Consider the following 25,779-nt stretch of genomic DNA (forward strand, 5'->3'; position numbering starts at 1 on the left):
ATTGAACGATATGGCAAAGAACCTGATTCTGTGGTTGATCATCGCGGCCGTTCTGGTGACCGTGATGAACAACTTTACCAATCCGAGCGAGCCGCAGACGCTGAATTATTCGGACTTCATCCAACAGGTCAAGGACGGCAAGGTCGAGCGGGTTACCGTGGATGGCTATATCATCAGCGGCCAGCGGATAGGCGGCGACACCTTCAAGACGATCCGTCCGGCCATTCAGGACGGGGGCCTGATAGGCGATCTGATCGACAACAATGTCCAGATCGAAGGCAAGCAGCCCGAGCAGCAGAGCATCTGGTCGCAATTGCTGGTGGCCAGCTTCCCGATCCTGGTGATCATTGCCGTATTCATGTTCTTCATGCGCCAGATGCAGGGTGGTGCGGGCGGCAAGGGTGGGCCGATGAGCTTTGGCAAGAGCAAGGCGCGGCTGCTCTCGGAGGATCAGGTCAAGACCACCTTTGCCGATGTCGCCGGCTGTGACGAGGCCAAGGAAGAGGTCAGCGAGCTGGTCGAATTTCTCCGCGATCCGGGCAAGTTCCAGCGCCTCGGCGGGCGCATTCCCCGCGGCGTGCTGATGGTCGGCCCGCCCGGTACCGGCAAGACGCTGCTGGCCAAGGCGATTGCCGGGGAGGCCAAGGTTCCGTTCTTCACCATCTCCGGTTCGGATTTCGTCGAAATGTTCGTCGGGGTCGGTGCCTCGCGTGTCCGGGACATGTTTGATCAGGCCAAGAAACATGCACCCTGCATCATCTTCATCGATGAAATCGATGCTGTCGGTCGTCATCGCGGTGCTGGGCTTGGCGGCGGGCACGATGAACGGGAGCAGACGCTCAACCAGTTGCTGGTGGAGATGGACGGCTTCGAGATGAACGATGGCATCATCGTCATCGCCGCGACCAACCGCCCGGACGTGCTTGACCCGGCGCTGCTGCGTCCAGGTCGCTTCGACCGTCAGGTGGTAGTCGGCCTGCCGGATATCCGTGGTCGCGAGCAGATCCTCAAGGTGCACATGCGCAAGGTTCCGGTAAGCGAGGATGTCAATCCGACGGTCATCGCCCGTGGTACTCCCGGCTTTTCCGGTGCCGATCTGGCCAACTTGGTAAACGAGGCCTCGCTGTTTGCCGCGCGTGCCAACAAGCGCATCGTCGAGATGCGCGAGTTCGAGCTGGCCAAGGACAAGATCATGATGGGCGCCGAGCGCAAGACCATGGTCATGTCCGAAAAGGAAAAGCTCAACACTGCATACCATGAAGCGGGGCATGCGATCGTCGGGCGGCTGGTGCCCGAGCATGATCCTGTCTACAAGGTATCGATCATTCCGCGCGGACGCGCTCTGGGCGTGACCATGTTCCTGCCGGAAGAGGATCGCTATAGCCTGTCCAAGCGGGCATTGGTCAGTCAGATCTGTTCGTTGTTTGGCGGGCGCATTGCCGAGGAGATGACCCTGGGCTTCGAGGGAGTCACTACGGGGGCGTCCAACGACATCATGCGTGCCACCCAGATTGCCCGGAACATGGTGACCAAGTGGGGTCTGTCGGAAAAGTTGGGGCCGTTGATGTATGCGGAAGAGGAAGGAGAAGTATTCCTTGGTCGTAGCGCAGGGACCCAGCACTCCAATGTCTCAGCGGAAACTGCCAGGCTGATCGATCAGGAAGTCCGCAGCATCATCGACCAGTGCTACGGCACGGCCACGCAATTGCTGAGGGACAACCGTGACAAGCTGGACATGATGGCGGAGGCATTGATGAAGTATGAAACCATCGATGCCGATCAGATCGACGACATCATGGCGGGGCGCACTGTTCGCGAGCCGAAGGACTGGCAGGGTGGTTCCGGTACCTCTGGTACGCCGGCTTCCCAGGGAGGCAACCGGGCCGAGTCTCCGATCGGAGGGCCGGCTGGCGAACATTAAGGCTTGAAAATGACCTTGTTGCCTCCGACCCGGTTGCCTTGTGGCAACCGGGTTCTTGATTTGTCGCGCTCCCATGTGATGGGAATTCTCAATGTAACGCCAGACTCCTTTTCCGATGGGGGGCGCTTCAGCGGACTCGATGCTGCGTTGAGCCATGCGCGAAGCATGGTCGCCGCTGGAGCCACGCTGATCGATGTCGGGGGGGAGTCGACTCGTCCTGGTGCTCGCGTGGTGTCGGCGGAGGAGGAACTGGATCGAGTCGCGCCCGTCGTCGAAGCCATTGCCGCCGAATTGGATGTCATCATTTCGGTGGATACCTCAACTCCGGCGGTAATGCGCGAGACAGCCCGGCTGGGCGCTGGTCTGATCAATGACGTCCGCTCACTGCAGCGGGACGGTGCTCTGGAGGTGGCGGTGGAGGCGGGGCTGCCTGTCTGTTTGATGCACATGCTGGGAGAGCCGGTCACCATGCAGCAGGATCCCGGCTATGTGGATCTGCTGGGTGAGGTGCGCAGCTTTCTGCTCGGGCGTATGCAGGCCTGTGCTGCGGCGGGGATTCCGACCGAGCGTCTGCTGCTGGATCCGGGCTTTGGGTTTGCCAAGACGCTGCAGCACAACCTGCTGCTGTTCAGGCACATGGAAATACTGCATGAACTTGGTCGTCCGCTATTGGTCGGTGTCTCCCGCAAAAGCATGATTGGTCAGGTATTGGGGCGCGAGGTTGGTCAGCGCCTGAACGGCAGCCTGGCCCTGGCGGCATTGGCGGTAGCCAAGGGTGCGCGTATCGTGCGGGTGCATGACGTGGCGGAAACGGTCGAGGTGGTACGAATGATCGATGCCGTGGAGATGGCAGAATGGGGGGAGGGGAAGCGTTGAGCAAAAAATATTTCGGCACCGACGGCATTCGTGGGCGGGTAGGTGAATACCCCATCACGCCGGACTTCATGCTCAAGCTGGGATGGGCTGCCGGCAAGGCCTTCCGTCGCCAAGGCATATGCCGTGTGCTGGTCGGCAAGGATACCCGCATATCCGGCTACATGTTCGAGTCGGTACTGGAGGCGGGGCTCTCCGCTGCTGGTGCCGATGTGCTGCTGCTCGGCCCCATGCCGACACCGGCCATCGCCTACCTCACGCGAACCTTTCATGCCGAGGCCGGTATTGTCATCAGTGCCTCGCACAACCCCCATTATGACAATGGCATCAAATTCTTCTCCGGACAGGGAACCAAGCTGCCCGACGAACTGGAGCTGATCATCGAGGAGCTGCTCGATACGCCGATGACGGTGGTCGACTCGGCCCGGCTGGGCAAGGTTTCCCGTATCAACGATGCGGCCGGGCGCTATATCGAATTCTGCAAGAGCAGTGTGCCGACCGGCACCAGCTTTGCCGGCCTCAAGATCGTCGTGGACTGCGCCCATGGCGCGACCTACAAGGTCGCTCCCAGTGTATTCCGCGAGCTGGGTGCCGAGGTGGCGGTTCTGGCGGCCCAGCCCAACGGGCTGAACATCAACGACCGTTGCGGCTCTACCGATATCGTTGCATTGCAGGCCGAGGTGCTCATGCAGCGTGCCGATCTCGGTATCGCTTTCGATGGCGATGGCGACCGTGTGCTGATGGTTGACCATACAGGAGCTGTGGTCGATGGTGATGAGCTGCTCTTTCTCATCGCGCGCGATATGCAGGAGCAGGGCAGTCTGCAAGGGGGGGTGGTCGGCACTCTGATGAGCAACCTGGGGCTGGAGCTGGCTCTGCAGGACATTGGCATTCCGTTCGAGCGAGCCAAGGTCGGCGATCGTTATGTCATGGCCGAACTGCTGACCCGCAATTGGCAACTGGGTGGCGAGAGTTCCGGACATATCGTTTGCTGTCATCATGCAACGACGGGTGATGGCATTATTGCTGCGCTGCAGGTGCTGATGGCCTTGAAGCATCGTGGGCAGAGGCTTGCCGAGGCGCGCCAGGGGATGCGCAAATTTCCGCAGGTGCTGGTCAACGTGCGTTATGCGGGTGACAAGGATCCTGTTGGGCATCCGTCCGTGCTGGAGGCCTGCGAGCGCGTGACAGAACAAATGGCGGGGCGAGGACGGGTACTGCTGCGCAAGTCGGGTACCGAGCCCTTGGTGCGGGTGATGGTAGAGGGCGACGACGAAAGTCAGGTGCGACTCCATGCCGATCATCTGGCAAAGATTGTTGCGGATGTATGTGCTTGATTCGCTTGCGAGTTATTTTTGGTTCGTATAACATCTGCGCCCACTTTGATTGATCAGGTGGGCATGCGTTGCCCCCTGGTTTGTGAGTGGTGAGCATGCTGCCCGTGTCCGCAGTTTGTGGGGCTGCTTGGGTGTCCGCGCTGCTGGTCGCTCATGGGTGGCAAGTGCGGCCGATTCGTTTGGTGCGCTTGATGTTGATGGGGTTCGTTGATGGGCCTCGATGCGGATGAGATCTGGTGCGATCTGTCGCGCTGCGGGTAACTGAAGATGCTGGAAACGGAAACGATCGTTATCGTCTTTCACCTGCTGGCTGCGCTGGGTGTGGTCGCGCTGGTTTTGATTCAGCAGGGTAAGGGGGCGGAAGCAGGTGCTTCTTTTGGTTCTGGTGCGTCGGCTACGGTTTTCGGTAGTCAAGGTTCCTCTACCTTTCTGAGTCGCGTTACTGCTATACTCGCCACCGCTTTTTTCCTGACCAGTTTGGGGTTGGGGTTTTTGGCAAAGGAAAAAGCTGACTCGTTGAGTCAGGCTGGTCTGCCGGATCCGGCGGTGCTGGAGATCCAGCAGAAGAAGTCGGCAGTAGAAGATGTGCCGGTGCTTGAGGAGAAAGGGGCTGCAGGCAATGCCGTAGACGTGCCGCAGGCTCCGGAACAGAAGTAAAGGTTTTTGCCGAGGTGGTGGAATTGGTAGACACGCTACCTTGAGGTGGTAGTGGCCATAGGCTGTAGGGGTTCGAGTCCCCTCCTCGGTACCAAATCAAGAGAGCCCGCTAATCAGCGGGCTCTCTTGTCGGTGGAAGTTAGGTTGACTGGGAGTTGAGGTCATGCGTATACTTCCGCTCCAGCTTTTGACGCGGGGTGGAGCAGTCTGGTAGCTCGTCGGGCTCATAACCCGAAGGTCGTTGGTTCAAATCCAGCCCCCGCAACCAGTTGTCGCAGAAGCCCCTTTCCAAGGGGCTTTTTGCTAGCTAGAAAGCAGCAAGTGCCGGTAAGCGGCGCACATGGCGAAGATGATAAAGGGAATGGGCGTTTCGCCCATTTTTTATTTGCACAGCATGCGCGAGGGGTTCAGGTGTCGAGCAAGCTAGAACAGTTGCAGGCCTTGTTGGCCCCGGTAGTCGAGGCGCTCGGCTATGAATGTTGGGGCATTGAGTTCCTGTCGCAGGGGCGGCACTCGCTACTGCGGGTCTATATCGATCACGCCAACGGCATCCTCATCGATGATTGCGAAAAGGTCAGTCGCCAGATCAGTGGCGTGCTCGATGTGGAGGATCCGATCAGCAATGAATACACCCTCGAGGTTTCCTCTCCAGGCATGGACCGGCCCCTATTCACTCTCGAACAGTTTGCCCGCAGCGCCGGCGAACAGGTGAAGATCAGGCTGCGCTCCCCCTTCGAGGGGCGGCGCAACTTCCAGGGGCTCCTGCGTGGCGTTGAGGATCAGGATGTGGTCGTGTTGGTGGACGACCACGAATACCTGTTGCCGCTCGATCTGATCGATAAAGCCAATATCATTCCCCGTTTTGACTGAGACGCGGATCCCGCGGATCCCAATGGATTGCGAAAGGCGAGCGTACGATGAGCAAAGAAGTACTGCTGGTAGTTGAGTCGGTGTCCAACGAAAAGGGCGTCCCGGCCGGTGTGATTTTCGAAGCCTTGGAGCTGGCGCTGGCCACTGCCACCAAGAAGCGCTACGAGGACGAAGTCGATCTGCGCGTGCAGATCAATCGCCAGAGCGGTGCGTACGACACTTTCCGTCGCTGGACCGTCGTCGAGGACGATTTGCTGGAAAATCCGGCTGCCGAACTGACGCTCGACGAGGCCCGCGAGCGCGAGCCGGATGCCAAGCTGGGCGATGTGGTCGAGGAAAAGATCGAATCCATCGAATTCGGACGCATTGCCGCGCAGACTGCCAAGCAGGTGATCGTGCAAAAGGTGCGGGAGGCCGAGCGCGCCCAGGTGGTGGATGCCTACCGCGAACGTGTGGGTGAGATCATTTCCGGTAGCGTGAAGAAGGTGACCCGGGACAATGTCATCGTCGATCTTGGCAACAACGCCGAAGCGCTGCTGGCGAGGGAGGACATCATTCCGCGCGAAACCTTCCGGGTCGGTGCGCGGGTACGAGCCCTGCTGAAGGAGATTCGCCCGGAAAACCGCGGCCCCCAGCTGATCCTGTCGCGTACTGCGCCGGGCATGCTGATCGAGCTGTTCCGCATCGAGGTGCCGGAGATCGCCGAAGGTTTGATCGAAGTGAAGGCTGCCTCCCGTGACCCGGGGTCGCGCGCCAAGATCGCCGTGCGCTCCAAGGACAAGCGTATCGACCCGCAGGGTGCCTGCATCGGCATGCGCGGCTCGCGCGTGCAGGCCGTTTCCGGCGAACTGGGGGGCGAGCGTGTCGACATCGTGCTGTGGGACGACAACCCGGCGCAGTTCGTGATCAACGCAATGGCGCCGGCCGAAGTGGCGGCGATCATTGTCGATGAGGACGCGCATGCAATGGATGTCGCCGTGGCCGACGATAACCTGGCCCAAGCTATTGGTCGTGGTGGACAGAACGTGCGGCTGGCCAGCCAACTGACCGGTTGGACCCTGAATGTGATGACCGAGGCTGACATCCAGGCCAAGCAACAGGCCGAGACTGGCGGCATTCTGCGCTCCTTCGTCGAGGAGCTGGAGGTCGACGAGGAACTGGCGCAGGTGCTGGTGGAGGAAGGCTTCACCAGCCTAGAAGAGATTGCCTATGTACCGATGGAGGAGATGCTCGCCATTGATGGCTTCGATGAGGAGATCGTCAACGAGTTGCGCGCACGCGCCAAGGATCGCCTGCTGACCAAGGCCATTGCTACTGAAGAAAAGCTGGCGGAAGCCCATCCGGCCGAAGACCTGCTCTCGCTCGAGGGCATGGACAAGGAGCTGGCGGTTGAGCTGGCGATGCGCGGAGTGATTACCCGCGAAGACCTGGCCGAGCAGTCGATCGACGACCTGCTCGACATCGACGGCATGGATGAAGAGCGTGCCGGCAAGCTGATCATGGCCGCCCGAGCCCACTGGTTCGAGTAAGCATTAGCGGCCTGAGGAGAGAGATGCATGACGCAAGTCACGGTGAAAGAACTGGCCCTGGTGGTCGATACACCGGTCGAGCGCCTGCTGCAGCAGATGCGTGAGGCAGGGCTGTCGCATACCAGCGCCGAGCAGGTAGTGACCGATAATGAAAAGCAGGCCCTGTTGGCTCACCTCAAGAGCAGCCACGGTGTGAAGCTGGAGGAGCCGCGAAAGATTACCTTGCAACGCAAGACCACGACTACCTTGAGGGTCGCCGGTAGCAAGACCATCAGCGTCGAGGTGCGCAAGAAAAAGACTTATGTCAAGCGCAGCCCTGACGAGCTCGAGGCCGAGAAGCAGCGCGAGCTTGAGGAGCAGCGGGCTGCCGAGGAGGCTGCTGTGCGCCAGAAGGCAGATGAGGAGGCCAAGCGCCGTGCTGCCGAGCAGGAGGCGCAGCGCCAGGTCGAGCAGGCCGCTGCTACAGCTGCTGCTGCGAAGGAACCAGCACTCGGCGTAGCGGCCGAACCCGTGTCTGCTCCGGCTGCCGGCGAAGAGCGCAAGCGGGAAGAGCCGCGTCGTGTCGAGAAGGAGAAGGTGCGCAACGTCGACGATGAGCGGCGCGAGCGCAAGAATGCCCAGCATCGCCCCTCCGTCAAGGACAAGGCTCCGGTTGCCCGTGCAGCGGTGCGCAATGTCGACGAAGAAGGCGAGGGTTTCGGCCGTCGCGGTGGTCGCGGTGGCAAGTCCAAGCTGAAGAAGCGCAATCAGCATGGCTTTCAGAGCCCGACCGGCCCCCTTGTGCGCGAGGTGACCATCGGCGAAACCATCACGGTCGCCGAACTGGCCCAGCAGATGTCGGTCAAGGCGGCCGAGGTCATCAAGTTCATGTTCAAGATGGGCACGCCGGTGACCATCAACCAGGTGCTCGACCAGGAAACCGCGCAACTGCTGGCCGAAGAGCTGGGGCACAAGGTCAAGCTGGTCAGCGAGAACGCACTGGAAGAGCAGTTGGCCGAATCCCTCAAGTTCGAAGGCGAGGCTGTATCGCGTGCGCCGGTGGTCACTGTCATGGGGCACGTCGACCACGGCAAGACCTCGCTGCTCGACTACATCCGTCGCACCAAGGTGGCGACCGGCGAGGCAGGTGGCATTACCCAGCACATCGGTGCCTATCACGTGGAAACCGATCGCGGCATGGTCACCTTCCTCGACACCCCCGGCCACGCTGCGTTCACCGCGATGCGTGCCCGGGGTGCCAAGGCCACCGACATCGTCATCCTGGTGGTGGCGGCCGACGATGGTGTGATGCCGCAGACCGAAGAGGCCATCCAGCATGCCAAGGCGGCCGGCGTGCCGATCGTCGTGGCGGTCAACAAGATCGACAAGCCGGCAGCCGACCTGGACCGGATCAAGAACGATCTGGCCGCACGCGACGTGATCCCGGAAGAGTGGGGTGGCACCACCCAGTTCGTCCCGGTTTCGGCAAAGGTCGGTACCGGTATCGACGAGCTGCTGGAAGCGGTGCTGCTGCAGGCCGAGGTGCTTGAGCTGACCGCTACGCCGAGTGCTCCGGGGCGCGGCGTGGTGATCGAGTCGCGTCTGGACAAGGGGCGCGGTCCGGTGGCGACCGTGCTGGTCCAGAACGGTACCCTGCGCCAGGGTGACGTCGTCCTCGCCGGTGTAAACTTCGGCCGTGTGCGGGCCATGCTGGACGAGAACGGCCAGCCCCTCAAGGAGGCGGGCCCGTCGATTCCGGTGGAAATTCTCGGCCTGGATTCCACTCCGGATGCGGGCGACGATCTGACCGTGGTCGCCGATGAGAAGAAGGCGCGCGAAGTGGCGCTGTTCCGTCAGGGCAAGTTCCGCGAGGTCAAGCTGGCTCGTCAGCATTCGGCCAAGCTGGAAAACATCTTCGAGACCATGGGCCAGGACGAGAAGAAGACCCTCAACATCGTCCTCAAGTCCGACGTGCGCGGTTCCTTGGAGGCCTTGCAGGGCGCTCTGGGCGAGCTCGGCAACGAGGAGGTCCAGGTCCGCGTGGTCGGTGGCGGCGTCGGCGGCATCACCGAGAGCGATGCCAACCTGGCACTGGCCTCCAACGCCGTGCTGTTCGGCTTCAACGTGCGCGCCGACGCCGGTGCGCGCAAGATCGTCGAGCAGGAAGGTCTGGACCTGCGCTACTACAACGTCATCTACGACATCATCGAGGACGTCAAGAAGGCGCTGTCGGGCATGCTGGGCAGCGAGGTGCGGGAGAACATCCTGGGCATCGCCGAGGTGCGCGATGTGTTTCGCTCGCCGAAGTTCGGCGCCGTCGCCGGCTGCATGGTGGTCGAGGGCAACGTCCATCGCAACCGTCCGATTCGCGTGCTGCGCGACGACGTGGTGATCTTCGAGGGCGAACTGGAGTCCCTGCGCCGCTTCAAGGACGACGTGTCCGAAGTGCGGGCCGGCATGGAGTGCGGTATCGGCGTGAAGAGCTACAACGACGTCAAGGTCGGCGACAAGATCGAAGTGTACGAGAAGGTCCAGGTGGCGCGCTCGCTTTGACGCGCGCGCAAGCACGAAGCTGGAAGCATGAAGCTGGAGGCCGTAAGGCTTCCGGGTTCGGCTTCCAGCTTTTGGCTTATTGAGAGGCGAAATATGGCCAAAGACTACAGTCGCACCCAGCGCATTGGTGATCAGATGCAGCGTGAGCTGTCTCTGCTGATCCAGCGCGAGATCAAGGACCCGCGCCTCGGCATGGTCACCATTACCGCTGTCGAGGTTGCTCGCGATCTGTCCCATGCCAAGGTGTTCATCACCGTCATGGGCAAGGAAGACAGCGCCGAGGAAATCAAGCGGAACCTCGATATCCTCAATGAGGCGGCCGGTTTTCTGCGCATGCAGCTGGGCAAGGCGATGAAGCTGCGCAGCATGCCGCAGCTGCACTTCAGCTATGACGCGAGCATTCGTCGGGGCGTCGAGCTGTCCGCATTGATCGAGCGCGCCGTGGCCGAAGACCGGCTGCATGCCGGCAAGGACGAGGAGTAAGGCGTGGCGCAGGGCAAACGTATCCGCCGCAAGGTCGATGGCATCCTGATTCTCGACAAGCCGCGCGGGCTGACCTCCAATGCCGCGCTGCAGAAGGTCCGCTGGTTGCTGAATGCCGAGAAGGCCGGACATACCGGCAGTCTCGATCCTCTGGCCACCGGCGTGTTGCCGCTGTGCTTCGGCGAGGCCACCAAGTTTTCCCAGTACCTGCTGGATGCCGACAAGGGTTACGAGACCCTGATGCATCTCGGCGTGACCACTGCCACCGGGGACGCCGAGGGCGAAGTGCTCGAGCGGCGCGATGTGCAGCTCGGGCGGGATGCGCTGGAGGCGGTGCTGGCGGACTTCCGTGGCGAGATCAGCCAGGTTCCGCCCATGTACTCGGCACTCAAGCGCGATGGGCAGCCGCTCTACAAGCTGGCCAGGGCCGGCGAGGTGGTGGAGCGTGAGGCGCGTTCTGTTACTATTGCGCGTCTGGATCTGCTGGCCTTCGAGCCACCGTTCGCACGGTTGGCGGTGGCCTGCAGCAAGGGAACCTACATTCGCTCCCTGGTCGAGGACATCGGCCGGACGCTCGGGGTCGGTGCGCATGTCGCGGAGTTGCGCCGGACCCAGGCCGGGCCCTTCGGGCTGGCCCAGACGGTCAGCCTGGAGGCTCTGGAGCAGGCCCATGCCGAGGGTGGCTGCGAGGCGCTGGACCGCTTCCTGCTACCGGCGGACAGCGGTCTGGAGCACTGGCCTGTGCTCCAGCTCTCCGAACACAGCAGCTACTACTGGCTGCATGGGCAGCCGGTTCGCGCGCCGCAGTCGCCGAAGTTCGGCATGGTGCGGGTGCAGGATCATACAGGCCGCTTCATCGGTATCGGTGAGGTGGGTGACGACGGGCGCATCGCGCCGCGTCGACTGATTCGGTCGGAATGACCGATGCGAGGGTGGCTGTCAGCAGGCACGGTCATACCTCTTTCTCAAACACGGGAAGATGTTCCCGGCCTGCTGAAATCATTCGGTGCCACGGCCTGAATGGTTTCCCGACAGAGAGGATGCCCATCATGGCACTCACCGTTGAAGAAAAAGCCCAGATCGTCAACGAGTACAAGCAAGCTGAAGGCGATACCGGTTCCCCGGAAGTGCAGATTGCCCTGCTGACCTTCAACATCAACAAGCTGCAGGATCACTTCAAGGCCAACGGCAAGGATCACCACTCCCGTCGTGGCCTGATCCGCATGGTCAACCAGCGCCGCAAGCTGCTGGATTACCTGAAGGGTAAGGACACCACTCGTTACAGCGCCCTGATCGGTCGCCTGGGCCTGCGTCGCTAAGGCGCGCGCCAAGCTGGAAGCGGGAGGCTGGAAGTGAGACATCGTGCTTGCTTCCAGCCTTTTGCTTTCGGCTTCTCCCTTTTCAGGAAGCCCTCCGGGTCCGACTCCCACCTTCCTGAGGATTTCCCCCGAGCAACAAAGAGAAGGAAAATACCGTGAATCCGGTTATCAAGACATTCCAGTTCGGTCAGTCGACCGTCACCCTGGAGACCGGCCGCATCGCCCGCCAGGCCTCCGGCGCCGTATTGGTCACCGTCGACGAGGACGTGACCGTACTGGTCACCGTGGTCGGCGCCAAGCAGGCCGATCCGGGCAAGGGTTTCTTCCCGCTGTCCGTGCATTATCAAGAGAAGACCTACGCCGCCGGCCGAATCCCGGGTGGTTTCTTCAAGCGCGAAGGCCGCCCCAGCGAGAAGGAAACCCTGACCTCGCGCCTGATCGACCGGCCGATCCGCCCGCTGTTCCCGGAAGGCTTCATGAACGAGGTGCAGGTGATCTGCACCGTGCTTTCCACCAGCAAGAAGACCGATCCGGACATCGCTTCGATGATTGGCACCTCCGCCGCCCTGGCGGTCTCCGGGATTCCCTTCAGCGGCCCGATCGGCGCCGCCCGCGTGGGTTACCACGAGGAGACCGGCTACCTGCTGAACCCCACCTACGAGCAGCTCAAGGCCTCGCGCCTGGACATGGTGGTGGCCGGTACGGAATCCGCCGTGCTGATGGTCGAGTCCGAAGCCGAGGAGTTGACCGAGGACCAGATGCTGGGCGCCGTGCTGTACGCCCACGAGGAGTTCCAGGCGGTGATCCGGGCCATCAAGGAGTTCGCCGCCGAGGCTGCCCGTCCGGCCTGGAGCTGGGAGCCGCCGACCGAGCCGAGCGCGCTGCTCGAGGCCATTCGCGCCGGGTTCGGCGAGGCGATCTCGCAGGCCTATACCATCACCGTCAAGCAGGAGCGCTACAACCGCCTCGACGAGCTGCGCGCCCAGGCCGTGGCTAGCCTGGCCGGCGAAGCCGAGGGCCAGCCGTCCGTCGGCGAGGTCAAGGATGCCTTCGGCCTGATCGAATACCGCACCGTGCGCGAGAACATCGTCGACGGCAAGCCGCGCATCGACGGTCGCGACAACCGCACCGTGCGCCCGCTGAGGATTGAGGTCGGCGTGCTGCCGAAGACCCACGGTTCGGCCCTGTTCACCCGCGGCGAGACTCAGGCGCTGGTGGTGGCCACTCTAGGTACCGCGCGTGATGCCCAGGTGCTCGACACCCTGGAAGGCGAGCGCAAGGACAGCTTCATGCTGCACTACAACTTCCCGCCGTTCTCGGTGGGCGAGTGCGGCCGCATGGGCAGTGCCGGCCGTCGCGAGATCGGCCATGGCCGCCTGGCCCGCCGCGGTGTGCAGGCCATGCTGCCGAAGGGCGACGAGTTCCCCTATACCGTGCGTGTGGTCTCGGAAATCACCGAGTCCAACGGCTCCAGTTCCATGGCTTCGGTCTGCGGTGCCTCCCTGGCGCTGATGGATGCCGGCGTGCCGATGAAGGCGCCGGTGGCCGGTATCGCCATGGGCCTAGTCAAGGAAGGCGAGAGGTTCGCCGTGCTGACCGACATCCTCGGCGACGAGGACCACCTGGGCGACATGGACTTCAAGGTGGCCGGTACCGCCAAGGGCGTCACCGCGCTGCAGATGGACATCAAGATCCAGGGCATCACCGAGGAGATCATGGAGATCGCCCTGAACCAGGCGCTGGAAGCCCGCCTGAACATCCTCGGCCAGATGAGCCAGGTGATCGGCCAGTCGCGCAGCGAGCTGTCGGTCAACGCTCCGACCATGCTGGCGATGAAGATCGATCAGGACAAGATCCGCGACGTGATCGGCAAGGGCGGTGCCACCATCCGTGCCATCTGCGAGGAGACCAAGGCCTCCATCGATATCGAGGACGACGGCTCGATCAAGATCTTCGGCGAAACCCGCGAGGCGGCGGAGGCAGCCAAGCAGCGCGTGCTGTCCATCACCGCCGAGGCCGAGATCGGCAAGATCTACGTCGGCAAGGTCGAGCGCATCGTCGACTTCGGCGCCTTCGTCAACATCCTGCCGGGCAAGGATGGCCTGGTGCACATCTCGCAGATCAGCGACCAGCGCATCGAGAAGGTCACCGACGTGCTCAAGGAAGGCCAGGAAGTGAAGGTGCTGGTGCTCGACGTGGACAACCGCGGCCGCATCAAGCTGTCGATCAAGGATGTCGCCGCTGCGGAAGCGTCCGGCGTCTGAGGTCGCCACTTCCCAGCTGGAAAAGACGAGGGCCCTGCGGGGCTCTCGTTCGTTTCGGCGGGAGGGCGCCAGCCGTCACTGGACGCGGCGGCTGTCGATCCCGACCAGACGGTTGCCCTCGAAGCGCAGGAAGTAGTACATGCCGTTGCGCGGGCCGTATACCCACTCCTCCACCACCAGCTCATGGTGAAAACCCCAGTCGTCGCGCCGCTCGCGATAGCCGAGCAGATCGCGGCTGACTGGTTCGCCGCATTTGGCCAGGACTTCGTGAGTGGAGTCGCCGGTGCTGATCAGGTGGCTCTCGCAGCGCAGGCTGGCGGCGAGGAGCAGTGCCGGAGCCAGGCCGAGCAGCGCGGCGAGCAGGCGCAGGAGATTCATTCGCGCACCTATTCGCTGGCCAGTTGCAGAGGGACGCTGACGCGCTCGCCGGCGGGCGCCTCGCTGACGCCGACATCCAACTGGTAGATGCGCTGGTCGTCCAGGCCGACCTGTTCGACTAGGTAGGCCTTGATGCTGGTGGCGCGCGCCTGGGCCAGCTGGCGAAGCAGCAGCGTGCTGTCAGCCCAGTCGGTCAGCACGGCTTCGCGCAGCCGGGCGGCGCGCCGCTTCTTGTCCAGCCCGCTCCATTCCTCCGGCGGCTGTCGTTTCAGGCGGCTGCGGTAGATGCCCTCCAGCAGTGGCCCTTTCTTTCCCTCGGGTACCTTCAGCCCATCGGCGCTGGCCGGCACGCGCTCGCCCCGCCGCTGCAGAATGCTGTAGTAGAGCTTCCGGTATTCGCGCTCCAGGCGCTGTTCTGCCAGCAGGGGGCCGTCGCTGGTCTGAGCGCTCATGCCTTCGACCTCCAGGCGCAGCTGCGGACGCTCCTTCAGGGCCTTGCCGAGGAGATCCAGATTGCGCCGCGCGGCGGCATCCAGTTCGCTACTGCCTGGCCTGAACTCGACCTGACTGAGATCGGCTTCGCCGTCGACGAGCCCGGCAATGAACTTGAACGGCGCTTGCGCCGTGCGCAGTACCAGATTGCGCAGGGTTTGCCAGACGATGGGCATGACCCTGAACTCGGGGTTGTTCAGGTCGCCCTTGAGCGGCAGGTCGATGGCGATCCGCCCCTGGCTGTCCTTCAGCAGGGCTACCGCCAAGCGGATCGGCAGGTCCACAGCATCCGGGCTGTCGACCTGCTCGCCCAGTTGCAACTGCTCCAGGACCAGGCTGTTCTCGGCGTTCAGCTGGCCCTTGTCGATGCGGTAGTGCAGGTCCAGGTTGAGCCGGCCCTTGCGGATGCGATAGCCGGCGAACTTGCCGGAGTAGGGGGTCAGGGTGGTCAGCTCGACGCGCTGGAAGCGGGTCGTGATGTCCAGGCTTTCGAGCGGATCGAAGGGGGTCAGACTGCCTTTGATGCTGACCGGAGCGTAGCGGTCCACCTTGCCCTTGACGTCCACCGTGGCCGGCTTCTGCCGGCGGTTGTCCAGGCTGCCGATGCGCCCGTTGAGCTGCTGGATGGCGGCGGCGAAATTGGGGTTCAGGCTGAAGTCGGCGAAGTTGGCCGAGCCGTCCCTGATTGCCACCGCGCCGATGTGGATGCCCAGCGGCGGGCGGGCCGGTTTCTCCGCAGGTTGCGCCGTGTTCTTCTGTGGCGCCTGCGCTGGCTGCTGTTCCCCTTGGGCGATCAGCAGTTCGCTGACGTTGGTGCTCAGGTCCTCGTTGACGATGAAGCGGGCATAGGGCTGCTCGAGCACGATCCGCTCGATACCCAGCTGCTCGCCATGACGGTAGCTCAGATTCTCGAGGGTCAGCTGTCGCCACTTGACGAAGTCGCGGTTCTTCAGGGTATCGAGGGTATGCAATTGTTTGACGGTGGCACGGCCGTCGACCTGCAGGGCCAGCTTTTCGCCGCCTTTCAGGTCGATCTTCAGGGCGCTGTCGAGCTGCCCGTTGCGCAGCTCCAGGCGGATGAAGGGGGCGATGTAGGCCTGCGCCGGGCGCAGGTCGAGATCGCGGGTGTCGACCTGCAATTGCGCGGCGAGCGGGCTCACCTGTACCTGGCCGGCGGCCTTGAGCCGGCCCTCTCGGTCGATACCACTATCCAGTTCGAGACGGAAGGGGGTCTGGCCGAGGCTGTCGAAGTCGCGCAGGGCGAGATCCAGCGGGCCGACCTGCAGTTCCACGTCCTGCTCCGGCACCCGGTCGGCCAGATGCAGGCGACTGCCGCGCAGGCGGGCTTCCGCCAGGCGGATCTGCCAGGGCTTGCTGTTGCCGGCGTTCTTTGCGGCCTTTTCCTCTTTCTTGTCCTTGCCCTTTTCGCCGTTCGCCGACCGTTCGGCGGCGCGGGAGGCGAACAGCTTCTGCCAGTCCAGCTCGCCATCGGCCTCGCGCGCCGCCCAGGCTTCCAGTCCCTGGCCGAGCACCTGGCCGATCGACAGCTGGCGCTTGTCCAGGTCGAGCGCGGCGTTGCCGGCCTCCAGGCTCTGCAGGCGCGCGAGGGGACGCCCGTCCGGCGCCTTGAGGGCGAGCGGGGCGAGCTTGAGGGCGGCGTTCTGCAGTCGCAGGCGGAGGCCGTCGGCCAGTTCCAGCCGGTAGTCGCTGCTGAGGCTGAGCGTACCGTCCTCCAGTTCCAGGGGGGCGGCATCCCGCACGTAGGGCCACCAAGTGTGCAGGCTGGCCTGGTCGATGTCCAGCCTGCCGCTGGAGCGCAGTGGCATCAGGCTGAGCTGGCCGCTCCAGTCGATCCGCCCGGCGTTCGGGCCGCTGGCCTGCAGCTTCAGTTCGGCGCTGTCGTCCGGCAGGGTGCCGAGCTGGCGCAGTTCGAGGTCGAGGGCGTCGTAGCGGGCCTCGACCGGCACACTCGGTCGCAGATCCCGGAAGTGCACCTGGCCGCCGCTCAGCCGGAGGCGGTCGAGGCGCAGCGGAAAGGGCTCGCCGGCGGGCTCTTCAGGCTTGTCGGGGGAAGCCGGGAGCTTGAACAGGCGGGTCAGGTTGAGCCCGCCCCGCCGGTCGAACAGCACGGCCACCTGTGGGCGCTCCAGGTGTACTTCGGCCAGGTGCAGATGGCCGCGCCACAGGCTGTCCCATTGCAGCTTGCCGTACAGGCGTTCGAAGGCCAGTTGCTCACTGCCTGCCTTGCCGAGGCGCAGCCGGTGCAGGCTCAGCTCGAGGGTGAAGGGGTTGAACTCCAGGCGCTCGAGACTGGCCGGCTGGGTGACGAAGCGGGGCAGCTGGCGGTTGATCACCTGCAGGGCGGCGCCGGGGAGAACGAGGAAGCCGAGCAGGCCGTAGAGGGCGGGCGCGATCGCCAGGGTGGCGAGGGTGGGTTTCAATCCCTTGGGCATGGAGGCACATCTTTTCCGGCAAGACATGCCTCGGAGTATGGCACGCCAGGTACGCTCCCCGAAGCCGAGCCGGCCCGCTTTGGTCTAGCCGGGGCGGGCAGGGCACCGCGCCCGCGCCCTGCCGCCCCCGGCGTCTGCCTCAGCGGTTCAGGCGACGGTCGATCAGCTCCTGGAGCACCGAGGGGTCGGATAGCGTCGAGGTGTCGCCCATGTTGTCCAGTTCATTGCAGGCAATCTTGCGCAGTATGCGCCGCATGATCTTGCCCGAGCGGGTCTTCGGCAGGCGTGGCGCCCATTGCAGGAACTCGGGTTTGGCGAAGCCGCCGATCTCCCGGCTGACCTGGGCGATCAGCTCCTGTTTGAGCGCGTCGTCGGGCTGGCTGCCGGTCACCAGGGTGACGAAGGCGTAGACGCACTGGCCCTTGACGTCGTGCGGACAACCCACCACGGCGGCCTCGGCGACGCCGTCGTGGAGCACCAGGGCGCTTTCCACTTCGGCGGTGCCGATGCGATGCCCCGACACGTTGATCACGTCGTCGACCCGGCCGGTGATCCAGTAGAAGCCGTCCTCGTCGCGGCGCGCGCCGTCGCCGGTGAAGTAGTAGCCGGGGTAGGGTTTGAAGTAGGTGTCGATCAGGCGCTGGTGATCGCCGTAGATGCTGCGGATCTGGCTCGGCCAGCTGGCCTTGATCGCCAGGATGCCGGCGCCGGGGCCTTCGATCTCCTTGCCCTTGTCGTCGAGCAGCACCGGTTGCACGCCGAAGAACGGGCGGGTCGCCGAACCGGGCTTGAGCAGGGTGGCGCCGGGCAGCGGGGTGATCATGATGGCGCCGGTCTCGGTCTGCCACCAGGTGTCGACGATCGGGCAGCGGCTCTCGCCGACCACGCGGTAGTACCACTCCCAGGCTTCCGGATTGATCGGCTCGCCTACCGAGCCGAGCAGGCGCAGGCTGGCGCGCGAGGTCTTCCTGACCGGCGCCTCGCCGTCGCGCATCAGCGAGCGCAGCGCGGTGGGGGCGGTATAGAAGATATTCACCTGATGCTTGTCGATCACCTGCCAGAAGCGCGAGGCGTCCGGATAGTTCGGCACGCCCTCGAAGATCAGGGTAGTGGCGCCGTTGGCCAGCGGGCCGTAGACGATGTAGCTGTGCCCGGTGATCCAGCCGATGTCGGCGCTGCACCAGTAGATGTCGCCGTCGTGGTAGTCGAACACGTACCTGTGGGTCATCGCCGCCTGCAGCAGGTAGCCGCCGGTGCTGTGCAACACGCCCTTCGGCTTGCCGGTGCTGCCGGAGGTGTAGAGGATGAACAGCGGGGCTTCGGCGTCCATCGGCTCGGCCGGACACTCGGCGCTGCAGCCCGGCACGGCCTCGTGGTACCAGAGGTCACGTCCTGCGTCCCAGTCGACGGTTCCTCCTGTGCGGCGTACCACCAGCATGCTGGAGACGTTCGGACAGCTCTGCAGAGCCTTGTCGGCGTTGCGCTTGAGAGGGATGGCCTTGCCGCCGCGCAGGCTTTCGTCGGCGGTGATCAGCAGGCGGCAGTCGGCGTCGAGGATGCGGTCGCGCAGCGCCTCGGGGGAGAAACCGCCGAACACCACCGAATGGATGGCGCCGATGCGGGTGCAGGCAAGCATGGCGTAGGCGGCTTCGGGAATCATCGGCAGGTAGATGCAGACGCGGTCGCCCTTGCCGACGCCGAGGCTTTTCAGCAGGTTGGCCAGGCGGCAGACCTGTTCGTGCAGCTGGCGGTAGGTGATCCGCGCCGAATCGGCAGGGTTGTCGCCCTCCCAGATGATCGCCACCTGATCGCCGCGCTGCTTCAGATGCCGGTCGATGCAGTTGTGGGCGACGTTCAGCTGGCCGCCCTCGAACCAGCTGGTCTGGCCCTTGCTCATGTCCCCGCGGTGGACGCTCTGCCAGGGCTTGAGCCAGTCGAGGAAGGCCCCGGCCTGTTCGGCCCAGAAGCGCTCCGGCTGCTCGACCGATTGCCGGTACAGGCGCAGGTAGTCGTCGTTGTCCAGCCAGCTGTGCTGGAGCGACGCTTCGCTGACGGGATGGTTGGCGATCTTGAACATGGCGGTTCCTTGTTATTGTCTGTCCGCGGGTGTCCGTAAGCGTGGACCGACAGGTCGCCGGGTTCAAGTCTCCCAAGGGGTGGGAAGAGGGGGCGCAGGCCGGGCGGAGCCTGCGCCGGGCTGGCTCAGCCGCGGTGACGGCCGCGGAAGTAGTCGATCAGGCCCTGGGTCGAGGCGTCCTCGGCCGGCGCCTCCTCATGGCCGGTCAGGCGCTGGTAGACGCTCTTGCCGAGTTCCTTGCCGAGCTCGACGCCCCACTGGTCGAAGGCATTGATGCCCCAGATGACGCTCTGCACGAACACCTTGTGCTCGTAGAGGGCGACCAGCGCGCCGAGGCGCCGCGGGCTGACACGCTCCATCACCAGGGTGTTGCTCGGCCGGTTGCCGGGGATCACCTTGTGCGGTGCCAGGCGCTGCACCTGGTCCTCGCTCAGGCCCTTGGCGCGCAGCTCGGCCTCGGCCTCCGCGGGGGTCTTGCCGCACATCAGCGCCTGGCTCTGCGACAGGCAGTTGGCGTACAGCCACTGGTGGTGGTCGGCGACCGGGTTGTGGCTGACCACCGGCACGATGAAGTCCGCCGGGATCAGCAGGGTGCCCTGATGCAGCAGCTGGTGGTAGGCGTGCTGGCCGTTGCAGCCGACGCCGCCCCAGATTACCGGACCGGTGTCGCAGGATACAGGCTTGCCGTCCTGGCGCACGCTCTTGCCGTTGGACTCCATGTCCAGCTGCTGCAGGTGCTGGGTGATGTTCCGCAGGTAGTGGTCGTAGGGCAGGATGGCGTGGCTCTGCGCGCCCCAGAAATTGCCGTACCAGACGCCGAGCAGGGCGAGCAGCACCGGCATGTTGCTTTCGAAGGGGGCGTTCAGGAAGTGCTGGTCCATGCTGTAGGCGCCGGAGAGCAGGTCCTTGAAATTGGCCATGCCGATGGCCAGGGCGATCGGCAGGCCGATCGCCGACCACAGCGAGTAGCGCCCGCCGACCCAGTCCCACATCGGGAAGATGTTCTCCTCGCGGATGCCGAAGGCCACCGCTGCCTCGATGTTGCTGGAGACGGCGATGAAGTGGCGGTGCAGCTCGCTTTCCGTGCCGCCCTGGGCCAGGTACCAGGTGCGCGCGGCCTGGGCGTTCTTCAGGGTTTCCAGGGTGCCGAAGGATTTGCTGGAGACGATGAACAGGGTGGTTTCGGCGCGCAGGCGGCTGGACAGCTCGTGGAACTCGCTGCCGTCGATGTTCGCCAGATAGTGGCAGCGCACGCCGCGCTGGGCGAACGGCAGCAGGGCTTCGGACACCAGCTGGGGGCCGAGGAAGGAGCCGCCGATGCCGATGTTCACCACGTCGGTGATGGGCTTTTCCGAGTAGCCGCGCCACAGCCCGTCGTGGATGCGCCCGACCAGTTCGGTCATCTGGTTGAGTACCCGGTGCACCTGGGGAATCAGGTTCACGCCGTCGACCAGCAGGCGGTCGCCGACCGGGCGGCGCAGCGCGGTGTGCAGTGCCGGACGGCCCTCGGAGGCGTTCACCGCCTCGCCCTCGAAGAGCGCGTGGATGGCCCTTTCCAGTCCGGCTTCCCGCGCCAGGCGTACCAGCAGGTCACGGGTTTCGTGGGTCAGCAGGTTCTTCGAATAGTCGAGAAACAGGCCGCCGCTGCTCAGAGAAAACTGCTCGAAGCGGTGCGGATCGTTCCGGAAGGCCTCGCGCATGCTGAAGGACTGCATGGTCTGGCGGTGCTGACGGAGCGCCTCCCAAGAGGCCAGGGTCGTCACGTCGAGGGGGTGCTGGTGGTGCGACATGGGATTCTGCTTCCTTTGCATCGGGGCGGATAGCAAAAAGCCCGGAGCATTCCGGGCTTTTGGGGATGACGCATGCAGCGGACGAGGCCAGGATGGGCGATCCGCTGACTGGCGCGGGCGATTCAGGCGACCTGGACCGGGATCGCGTTGCTGGTATGGCTGAGCACGTTGCCGGGAGCCATGTACAGCATGCGCGGCTTGTGGCTGGCCAGTTCCGCCTCGCTGTAGTGGGCATAGGCGCAGATGATCACGCGATCGCCCTTCTGCGCCTTGTGCGCGGCGGCGCCGTTCACCGAGATCATCTTCGAGCCGTCCTCGGCGCGGATCGCGTAGGTGGTGAAGCGCTCGCCGTTGTCGACGTTGTAGATCTGGATCTGTTCGTACTCGCGGATGCCTGCCAGATCCAGCCATTCCCCATCGATGGCGCAGGAGCCTTCGTAATCGAGCACCGAGTGGGTCACCTCGGCACGGTGCAGTTTGGCCTTGAGCATGATGGCATGCATGGCGATTCCTCTTCAGGTTCCACAAGCGGCGGTCGAGTTTGCCTCAACCGCATAGGGTGATCAAGAAAACGACCTGTCAGACCTTAGTCGTTCAGTCGCCGGCGAGCTCGACGCTCAGGTTGTCGATCAGGCGGGTATTGCCCAGATAGGCGGCACCCAGCACCACCAGGCGGCGGTCCTCAGGGGATGCCGTGCGCAGGCTGGCGGCTTCGCGGATTTCCAGGTAATCCGGGCGGAAGCCGGCCTGCTGCAGCGCCTCCAGACCCCGTGCGCAGAGCCTGGCGAAATCCCGCTCGCCGGCCTGAAGGGCGGCGCTGGTGTCGCACAGGATGCGGTACAGCGCCGGTGCCACGCTGCGCTGCTCGTCGTTCAGGTAGCCGTTGCGCGAGGACAGCGCCAGGCCGTCGGCGGCGCGCACGGTGGGTTCGCCGAAGATCTGGATCGGCATGTTGAGATCGCGCACCAGGGTACGGATCACCGCCAGCTGCTGGAAGTCCTTCTCGCCGAACAGGGCGATGTCCGGCTGGGCGATGTTGAACAGCTTAGCCACCACGGTGGCGACACCCTCGAAGTGGCCGGGGCGCGTCGCGCCGCAGAGTCCCTCGGAAACGCCGGAGACGGCAATGCGCGTCTGTCCCTGTATGCCGCCCGGATACATCTCCTCGACGCTGGGGGCGAACAGCAGGTTGCAGCCGCCTTCGAGCAGCTTTTCCTGGTCGGCGGCGAGGGTGCGCGGATATTTGTCCAGATCCTCGGCAGGACCGAACTGCAGAGGGTTGACGAAGATGCTGGCGACCACGAAGTCGGCGCGCTGGCGGGCCTTCTCCACCAGGGCGATGTGGCCGGCGTGCAGGTTGCCCATGGTCGGCACCAGGGCGATGCGCTTGCCTTCGCCGCGGGTCCGGGCGATGGCGGCACGCAATTCGCGGACGGTCTTGAGGGTGATCATGCAGAAAATCCATGTTCGACTGCGGGGAATTCGCCTTGCTTGACCGCGCTGACGTAGGCGGCGAAGGCCGCCTGGATGCTGTCCTGGCCGGCCATGAAGTTTTTCACGAATTTCGGTGTGCGTCCGCTCAGGGACAGGCCGAGCATATCGTGCATGACCAGCACCTGGCCATCGGTGGCGGCACCGGCGCCGATGCCGATGACCGGGACACCCGCCGCTTGGGTGATCTGCTCCGCCAGCGGGCTGGGCACGCACTCCAGCAGCAGCATGGCCGCGCCGGCCCGCTCCAGGGCCTCGGCGTCGGCGCGCAGCTGGCGCGCCCGGCCCTCGTCGCGGCCCTGCACCTTGTAGCCGCCGAACAGGTTCACCGACTGCGGGGTCAGGCCCAGATGCACGCACGCCGGGATGCCGTTCTCGGCCAAGCGCGTCACGGTCTCGCACAGCCAGGCGCCGCCTTCCAGCTTGACCATGTGGGCGCCGGCGCGCATCAGCGCGGCGCTGCTGTCCAGCGCCTGTTGGAGGGTCGCATAGGCCATGAACGGCAGGTCGGTGACCACCAGGGCGCCGTGGTTGCCGCGCTTGACGCAGGCGGTGTGGTAGGCCATGTCGCTCACGCTGGTCGGCAGGGTGCTGTCATGACCTTGCAGGACCATGCCGAGGGAGTCGCCGACCAGCAGCACCTCGACACCCGCCTGGCAGGCGGTCTGGGCGAAGGTGGCGTCATAGCAGGTCAGCATGGCGATCTTTTCGCCGCGCTGCTTGAGGCCTTGCAGGGTGGTCAGGGTTACATCGGGCATGTTCGGTTTCGTCCTGGTCGGCATCGGCGGGCGCCGGTGCGGAGCAATGGGAGGCCTATAGTCCAGATGGGGGGGCCTCAAGTCAATTGGCGCTTGGCCCGCCCGGCTTCCGGTCATCGCGGCGGCGCAGCCCCTGCAGTGGGCAGGTGGCGAGCAGTTCGTCGAGCGGTCGGCCGTCCGGCAGGCGCAGTCCGGGGGCGATCTCGGCCAGTGGATAGAGCACGAAGGGGCGCGCATGGAGGTGGTAGTGGGGCACGATCAGGCGCTCCCCGTGCAACTGGTGGTTGCCGAACAGCAGGATGTCCAGGTCCAGGGTGCGTGGCCCCCAGCGCTCCGCCTTGCGCACCCGGCCCTGCGTCCGCTCGATCGCCTGCAGGGCGTCGAGCAGTTCGAGAGGCTCCAATGCTGAGTCGAGCGCGGCGACGGCATTCACGTAGCTCGGCTGGTCGGCCGGTCCCAGCGGTTCGCTGTCATAGAAGGAGGAGACGGCCACCAGGTGCGTACGCGGCAATGCCTGCAGGGCGGCGAGGGCGGCACGCAGCTGTGCGGCGGGGTCGGCCAGATTGCTGCCCAGGCCGATATAGACGCGCTCCATGTTCAGTCCCGGTCCGGCGCGCTGCCCGAGCTGCGGCGCCGCCGGCCGCCGCTGCGGCGGTGTTTGCGCGGAGCGGCCCCGGTCTCGTCCTGATTGGCGAGGGCGCGGATCATGCCGCGCCTTTCGCTGTCGCTGGCCTCCTGGTAGTCGGTCCACCAGTCGCCCAGCCCGCCGGTTTGCTCGCCGGCCTCTTCGCGCAGCAGGAGGAAGTCGTAGCCGGCGCGGAAGCGCGGGTGCTCGAGCAGCAGATCGGCGCGCTTGCCCTGGCGGCGCGGCAGGCGCTCCTGCAGGTCCCAGATCTCCCGGGCGGGTAGGGTGAAGCGCTTGGGAATCGCGGTGCGCCGGCACTGTTCGGTGATCACCAGGTGGGCCGCCTCCTGCAGTGCCTGGATCGGCGGCATGCCGCGCTCCTGCAGTGCCAGGGCGCGCGGCGGCAGGGCCGGCCAGAGCAGGGCGGCGAACAGGAAGGCCGGCGTCACCGTCTTGCCCTGCGCGATGCGCTCGTCGGTATTGGCCAGCGCCTGGCGAATCAGCCGGCCGGCGTAGCCTGGACTGCGCTCCAGGGCTGCCGCGCTGGCGGGGAACAGCGGGGCGAACAGGTCGTATTCGAGCAGCAGCTCGAAGGTGTCCTCGGCATAGCCGGACAGGAACAGCTTGAGCACCTCGTCGAACAGGCGGGGCGCGGGGATGTCGCGCAGCAGCGGGGCGAGCCGGCGGATCGGTGCGGCGCTGTGCTGTTCGATGTCGAAGTCGAGCTTGGCGGCGAAGCGCACGGCGCGCAGCATGCGCACCGGGTCTTCCAGGTAGCGCTGTTCGGGGTCGCCGATCAGGCGCACCAGATGGTTGCGGATATCGTGCACGCCGTGGGCGTAATCGAGGATGCGCTCGTGGCTGACGTCGAAATACAGGGCGTTGATGGTGAAGTCGCGGCGCTGGGCATCCTCTTCCAGGGTGCCGTAGACGTTGTCGCGCAGGATCCGGCCGCTTTCGTGGCGCGCCGCCAGGTGGCTGTCCTCGTCGTCCTCGTCGTCGTCCGGGTGGTGAGCGCGAAAGGTGGCGACCTCGATGATTTCCCGGCCGAAGTGCACGTGGACCAGCTTGAAGCGGCGGCCGATCACCCGCGCATTGCGGAACTCCGCGCGAACCTGTTCGGGGGTGGCGCTGGTGGCGACGTCGAAGTCCTTCGGCTCGATGTCGAGCAGCAGGTCCCGCACGCAGCCGCCGACCAGATAGGCCTGGTAGCCGGCATTCTGCAGGCGTTCCACAACACTGACGGCATGGCGGCTGATGTCGGCACGGCGCAGCGGGTGCTGCTGGCTGCCGAGGACCTCCGGCGTGCTGCGCGGATGGGGGCGGTTCAGGGATAGGCGAAAGGACTTGAACAGCTTCTTCAGCATCGGGGGTGCACTGCTTGACGGGGTGGTCGGCCAGAAATGAGCTTGACCGCGGAATGGCTGCGGATTCTAGCATCGGCGCCGGAGGATGTACGAAGCCGGAGTGGCCTCGAACGCAGAAAGGGAGCCGAAGCTCCCTTTCAAATCGAAGTGCGTGCGTTGTTCTTGTTCTGTTCCGGGCGTGTTGTTCTTGTTGTATGCCCGTCCCGGTTGGCTCGTTGGCTCCGGGATGGCCCCCAACAGGGGAGCCAATAGCAAACGGATTTCTTTGGTCGCTGATGTCGCCTGGGTCGTGTCGACCCACCAGTTCGGGTACTGCCTCGGGGCAGTTTTGTTGTTCTCGGCCTGGCTGCGGGCTTCGCCCGACGGGCATGTTTCTACTCCAAAAAAATCGGTTGGCCCCGTCTCCGCATCGTTGTTCTTGTAAGGCTGGAGTCGTGTCAATCGTTCTTATTATGGGTGGTACGTCTTGTTATTGTTGTTGTGCGTATTATAAAGCAGATGTCGTGCCATGATTTAAAATTACTTTTAAAACATATACTTAGATTTTTGTCGTTAGAGGGTGG

The 25,779-nt window shown here is 64.4% G+C and carries 20 protein-coding genes and 2 tRNA genes; 13 read left to right on the plus strand and 9 right to left on the minus strand.

Going from position 1 to position 25,779, the window contains the following annotated elements:
• The first annotated feature begins 10 nt into the window (after positions 1–10).
• From ftsH to pnp, 13 genes are all read left to right on the plus strand, one after another.
• Positions 11–1,921, plus strand: coding sequence for an ATP-dependent zinc metalloprotease FtsH (ftsH, locus tag EV691_RS14640; protein ID WP_131297638.1), 1,911 nt, complete (start codon positions 11–13; stop codon positions 1,919–1,921).
• 9 nt (positions 1,922–1,930) lie between these two features.
• Positions 1,931–2,797 (plus strand): dihydropteroate synthase, encoded by an 867-nt coding sequence (gene folP, locus EV691_RS14645; protein WP_131297637.1) that lies wholly within the window; start codon positions 1,931–1,933, stop codon positions 2,795–2,797.
• Entirely contained in the window at positions 2,794–4,131 is a 1,338-nt protein-coding gene (gene glmM, locus EV691_RS14650) for a phosphoglucosamine mutase (protein WP_089167228.1), read from the plus strand. The genes folP and glmM overlap by 4 nt, the downstream gene beginning before the upstream one ends.
• Positions 4,132–4,398: 267 nt before the next feature.
• A complete protein-coding gene (gene secG, locus EV691_RS14655) occupies positions 4,399–4,788 on the plus strand; it encodes a preprotein translocase subunit SecG (RefSeq protein WP_131297610.1) in 390 nt (129 codons plus the stop codon).
• Positions 4,789–4,796: 8 nt separating this feature from the next.
• Positions 4,797–4,882 (plus strand) — tRNA-Leu (locus EV691_RS14660).
• Positions 4,883–4,979: 97 nt separating this feature from the next.
• Positions 4,980–5,056: transfer RNA gene (locus EV691_RS14665), tRNA-Met, on the plus strand.
• 53 nt (positions 5,057–5,109) lie between these two features.
• Entirely contained in the window at positions 5,110–5,658 is a 549-nt protein-coding gene (rimP, locus tag EV691_RS14670) for a ribosome maturation factor RimP (RefSeq protein WP_165496522.1), read from the plus strand.
• Positions 5,659–5,705: 47 nt separating this feature from the next.
• Positions 5,706–7,187, plus strand: coding sequence for a transcription termination factor NusA (gene nusA, locus EV691_RS14675; RefSeq protein WP_089167231.1), 1,482 nt, complete (start codon positions 5,706–5,708; stop codon positions 7,185–7,187).
• Between the two features lie 27 nt (positions 7,188–7,214).
• Positions 7,215–9,719 (plus strand): translation initiation factor IF-2, encoded by a 2,505-nt coding sequence (infB, locus tag EV691_RS14680; RefSeq protein WP_131297608.1) that lies wholly within the window; start codon positions 7,215–7,217, stop codon positions 9,717–9,719.
• Between the two features lie 93 nt (positions 9,720–9,812).
• Positions 9,813–10,202, plus strand: a complete 390-nt coding sequence (gene rbfA / locus EV691_RS14685) for a 30S ribosome-binding factor RbfA (protein WP_131297636.1) — start codon at positions 9,813–9,815, stop codon at positions 10,200–10,202.
• Positions 10,203–10,205: 3 nt separating this feature from the next.
• Complete coding sequence (gene truB, locus EV691_RS14690) at positions 10,206–11,123, plus strand: tRNA pseudouridine(55) synthase TruB (RefSeq protein WP_131297607.1); 918 nt, start codon at positions 10,206–10,208, stop codon at positions 11,121–11,123.
• 128 nt (positions 11,124–11,251) lie between these two features.
• Positions 11,252–11,521, plus strand: coding sequence for a 30S ribosomal protein S15 (rpsO, locus tag EV691_RS14695; RefSeq protein ID WP_131297606.1), 270 nt, complete (start codon positions 11,252–11,254; stop codon positions 11,519–11,521).
• Between the two features lie 155 nt (positions 11,522–11,676).
• Positions 11,677–13,785, plus strand: coding sequence for a polyribonucleotide nucleotidyltransferase (gene pnp / locus EV691_RS14700; RefSeq protein WP_131297605.1), 2,109 nt, complete (start codon positions 11,677–11,679; stop codon positions 13,783–13,785).
• A 75-nt stretch (positions 13,786–13,860) separates the two neighbouring features.
• Here the strand turns inward: pnp and EV691_RS14705 are convergent, their stop codons facing one another.
• The 9 genes from EV691_RS14705 to EV691_RS14745 all read right to left on the minus strand — a co-directional run bounded on the left by EV691_RS14705 (position 13,861) and on the right by EV691_RS14745 (position 25,216).
• The gene (locus EV691_RS14705; protein ID WP_207390152.1) at positions 13,861–14,163 is read right to left on the minus strand and encodes a DUF2845 domain-containing protein; all 303 of its coding nucleotides are present in this window, start codon (positions 14,161–14,163) and stop codon (positions 13,861–13,863) included.
• An 8-nt stretch (positions 14,164–14,171) separates the two neighbouring features.
• Entirely contained in the window at positions 14,172–17,108 is a 2,937-nt protein-coding gene (locus EV691_RS14710) for a DUF748 domain-containing protein (protein WP_131297603.1), read from the minus strand.
• Between the two features lie 139 nt (positions 17,109–17,247).
• Positions 17,248–19,185 (minus strand): acetate--CoA ligase, encoded by a 1,938-nt coding sequence (acs, locus tag EV691_RS14715; protein ID WP_089167238.1) that lies wholly within the window; start codon positions 19,183–19,185, stop codon positions 17,248–17,250.
• 125 nt (positions 19,186–19,310) lie between these two features.
• On the minus strand, positions 19,311–20,975 hold the full coding sequence (gene pgi, locus EV691_RS14720) for a glucose-6-phosphate isomerase (protein WP_089167239.1): 1,665 nt from the start codon (positions 20,973–20,975) through the stop codon (positions 19,311–19,313).
• 122 nt (positions 20,976–21,097) lie between these two features.
• Positions 21,098–21,478: an aspartate 1-decarboxylase gene (gene panD / locus EV691_RS14725; RefSeq protein WP_089167240.1), complete on the minus strand. Its 381-nt coding sequence runs from the start codon at positions 21,476–21,478 to the stop codon at positions 21,098–21,100.
• Between the two features lie 91 nt (positions 21,479–21,569).
• Positions 21,570–22,427: a pantoate--beta-alanine ligase gene (gene panC, locus EV691_RS14730; RefSeq protein ID WP_131297602.1), complete on the minus strand. Its 858-nt coding sequence runs from the start codon at positions 22,425–22,427 to the stop codon at positions 21,570–21,572.
• Positions 22,424–23,224, minus strand: a complete 801-nt coding sequence (panB, locus tag EV691_RS14735) for a 3-methyl-2-oxobutanoate hydroxymethyltransferase (protein ID WP_131297601.1) — start codon at positions 23,222–23,224, stop codon at positions 22,424–22,426. The genes panC and panB overlap by 4 nt, the downstream gene beginning before the upstream one ends.
• A gap of 82 nt (positions 23,225–23,306) precedes the next feature.
• A complete protein-coding gene (folK, locus tag EV691_RS14740; protein ID WP_131297600.1) occupies positions 23,307–23,819 on the minus strand; it encodes a 2-amino-4-hydroxy-6-hydroxymethyldihydropteridine diphosphokinase in 513 nt (170 codons plus the stop codon).
• A gap of 2 nt (positions 23,820–23,821) precedes the next feature.
• Positions 23,822–25,216: a polynucleotide adenylyltransferase PcnB gene (locus EV691_RS14745; protein ID WP_131297599.1), complete on the minus strand. Its 1,395-nt coding sequence runs from the start codon at positions 25,214–25,216 to the stop codon at positions 23,822–23,824.
• Positions 25,217–25,779: the final 563 nt, after the last annotated feature.

This window comes from Azotobacter chroococcum (genome assembly GCF_004339665.1).
Taxonomy (GTDB): Bacteria; Pseudomonadota; Gammaproteobacteria; order Pseudomonadales; family Pseudomonadaceae; genus Azotobacter; species Azotobacter chroococcum.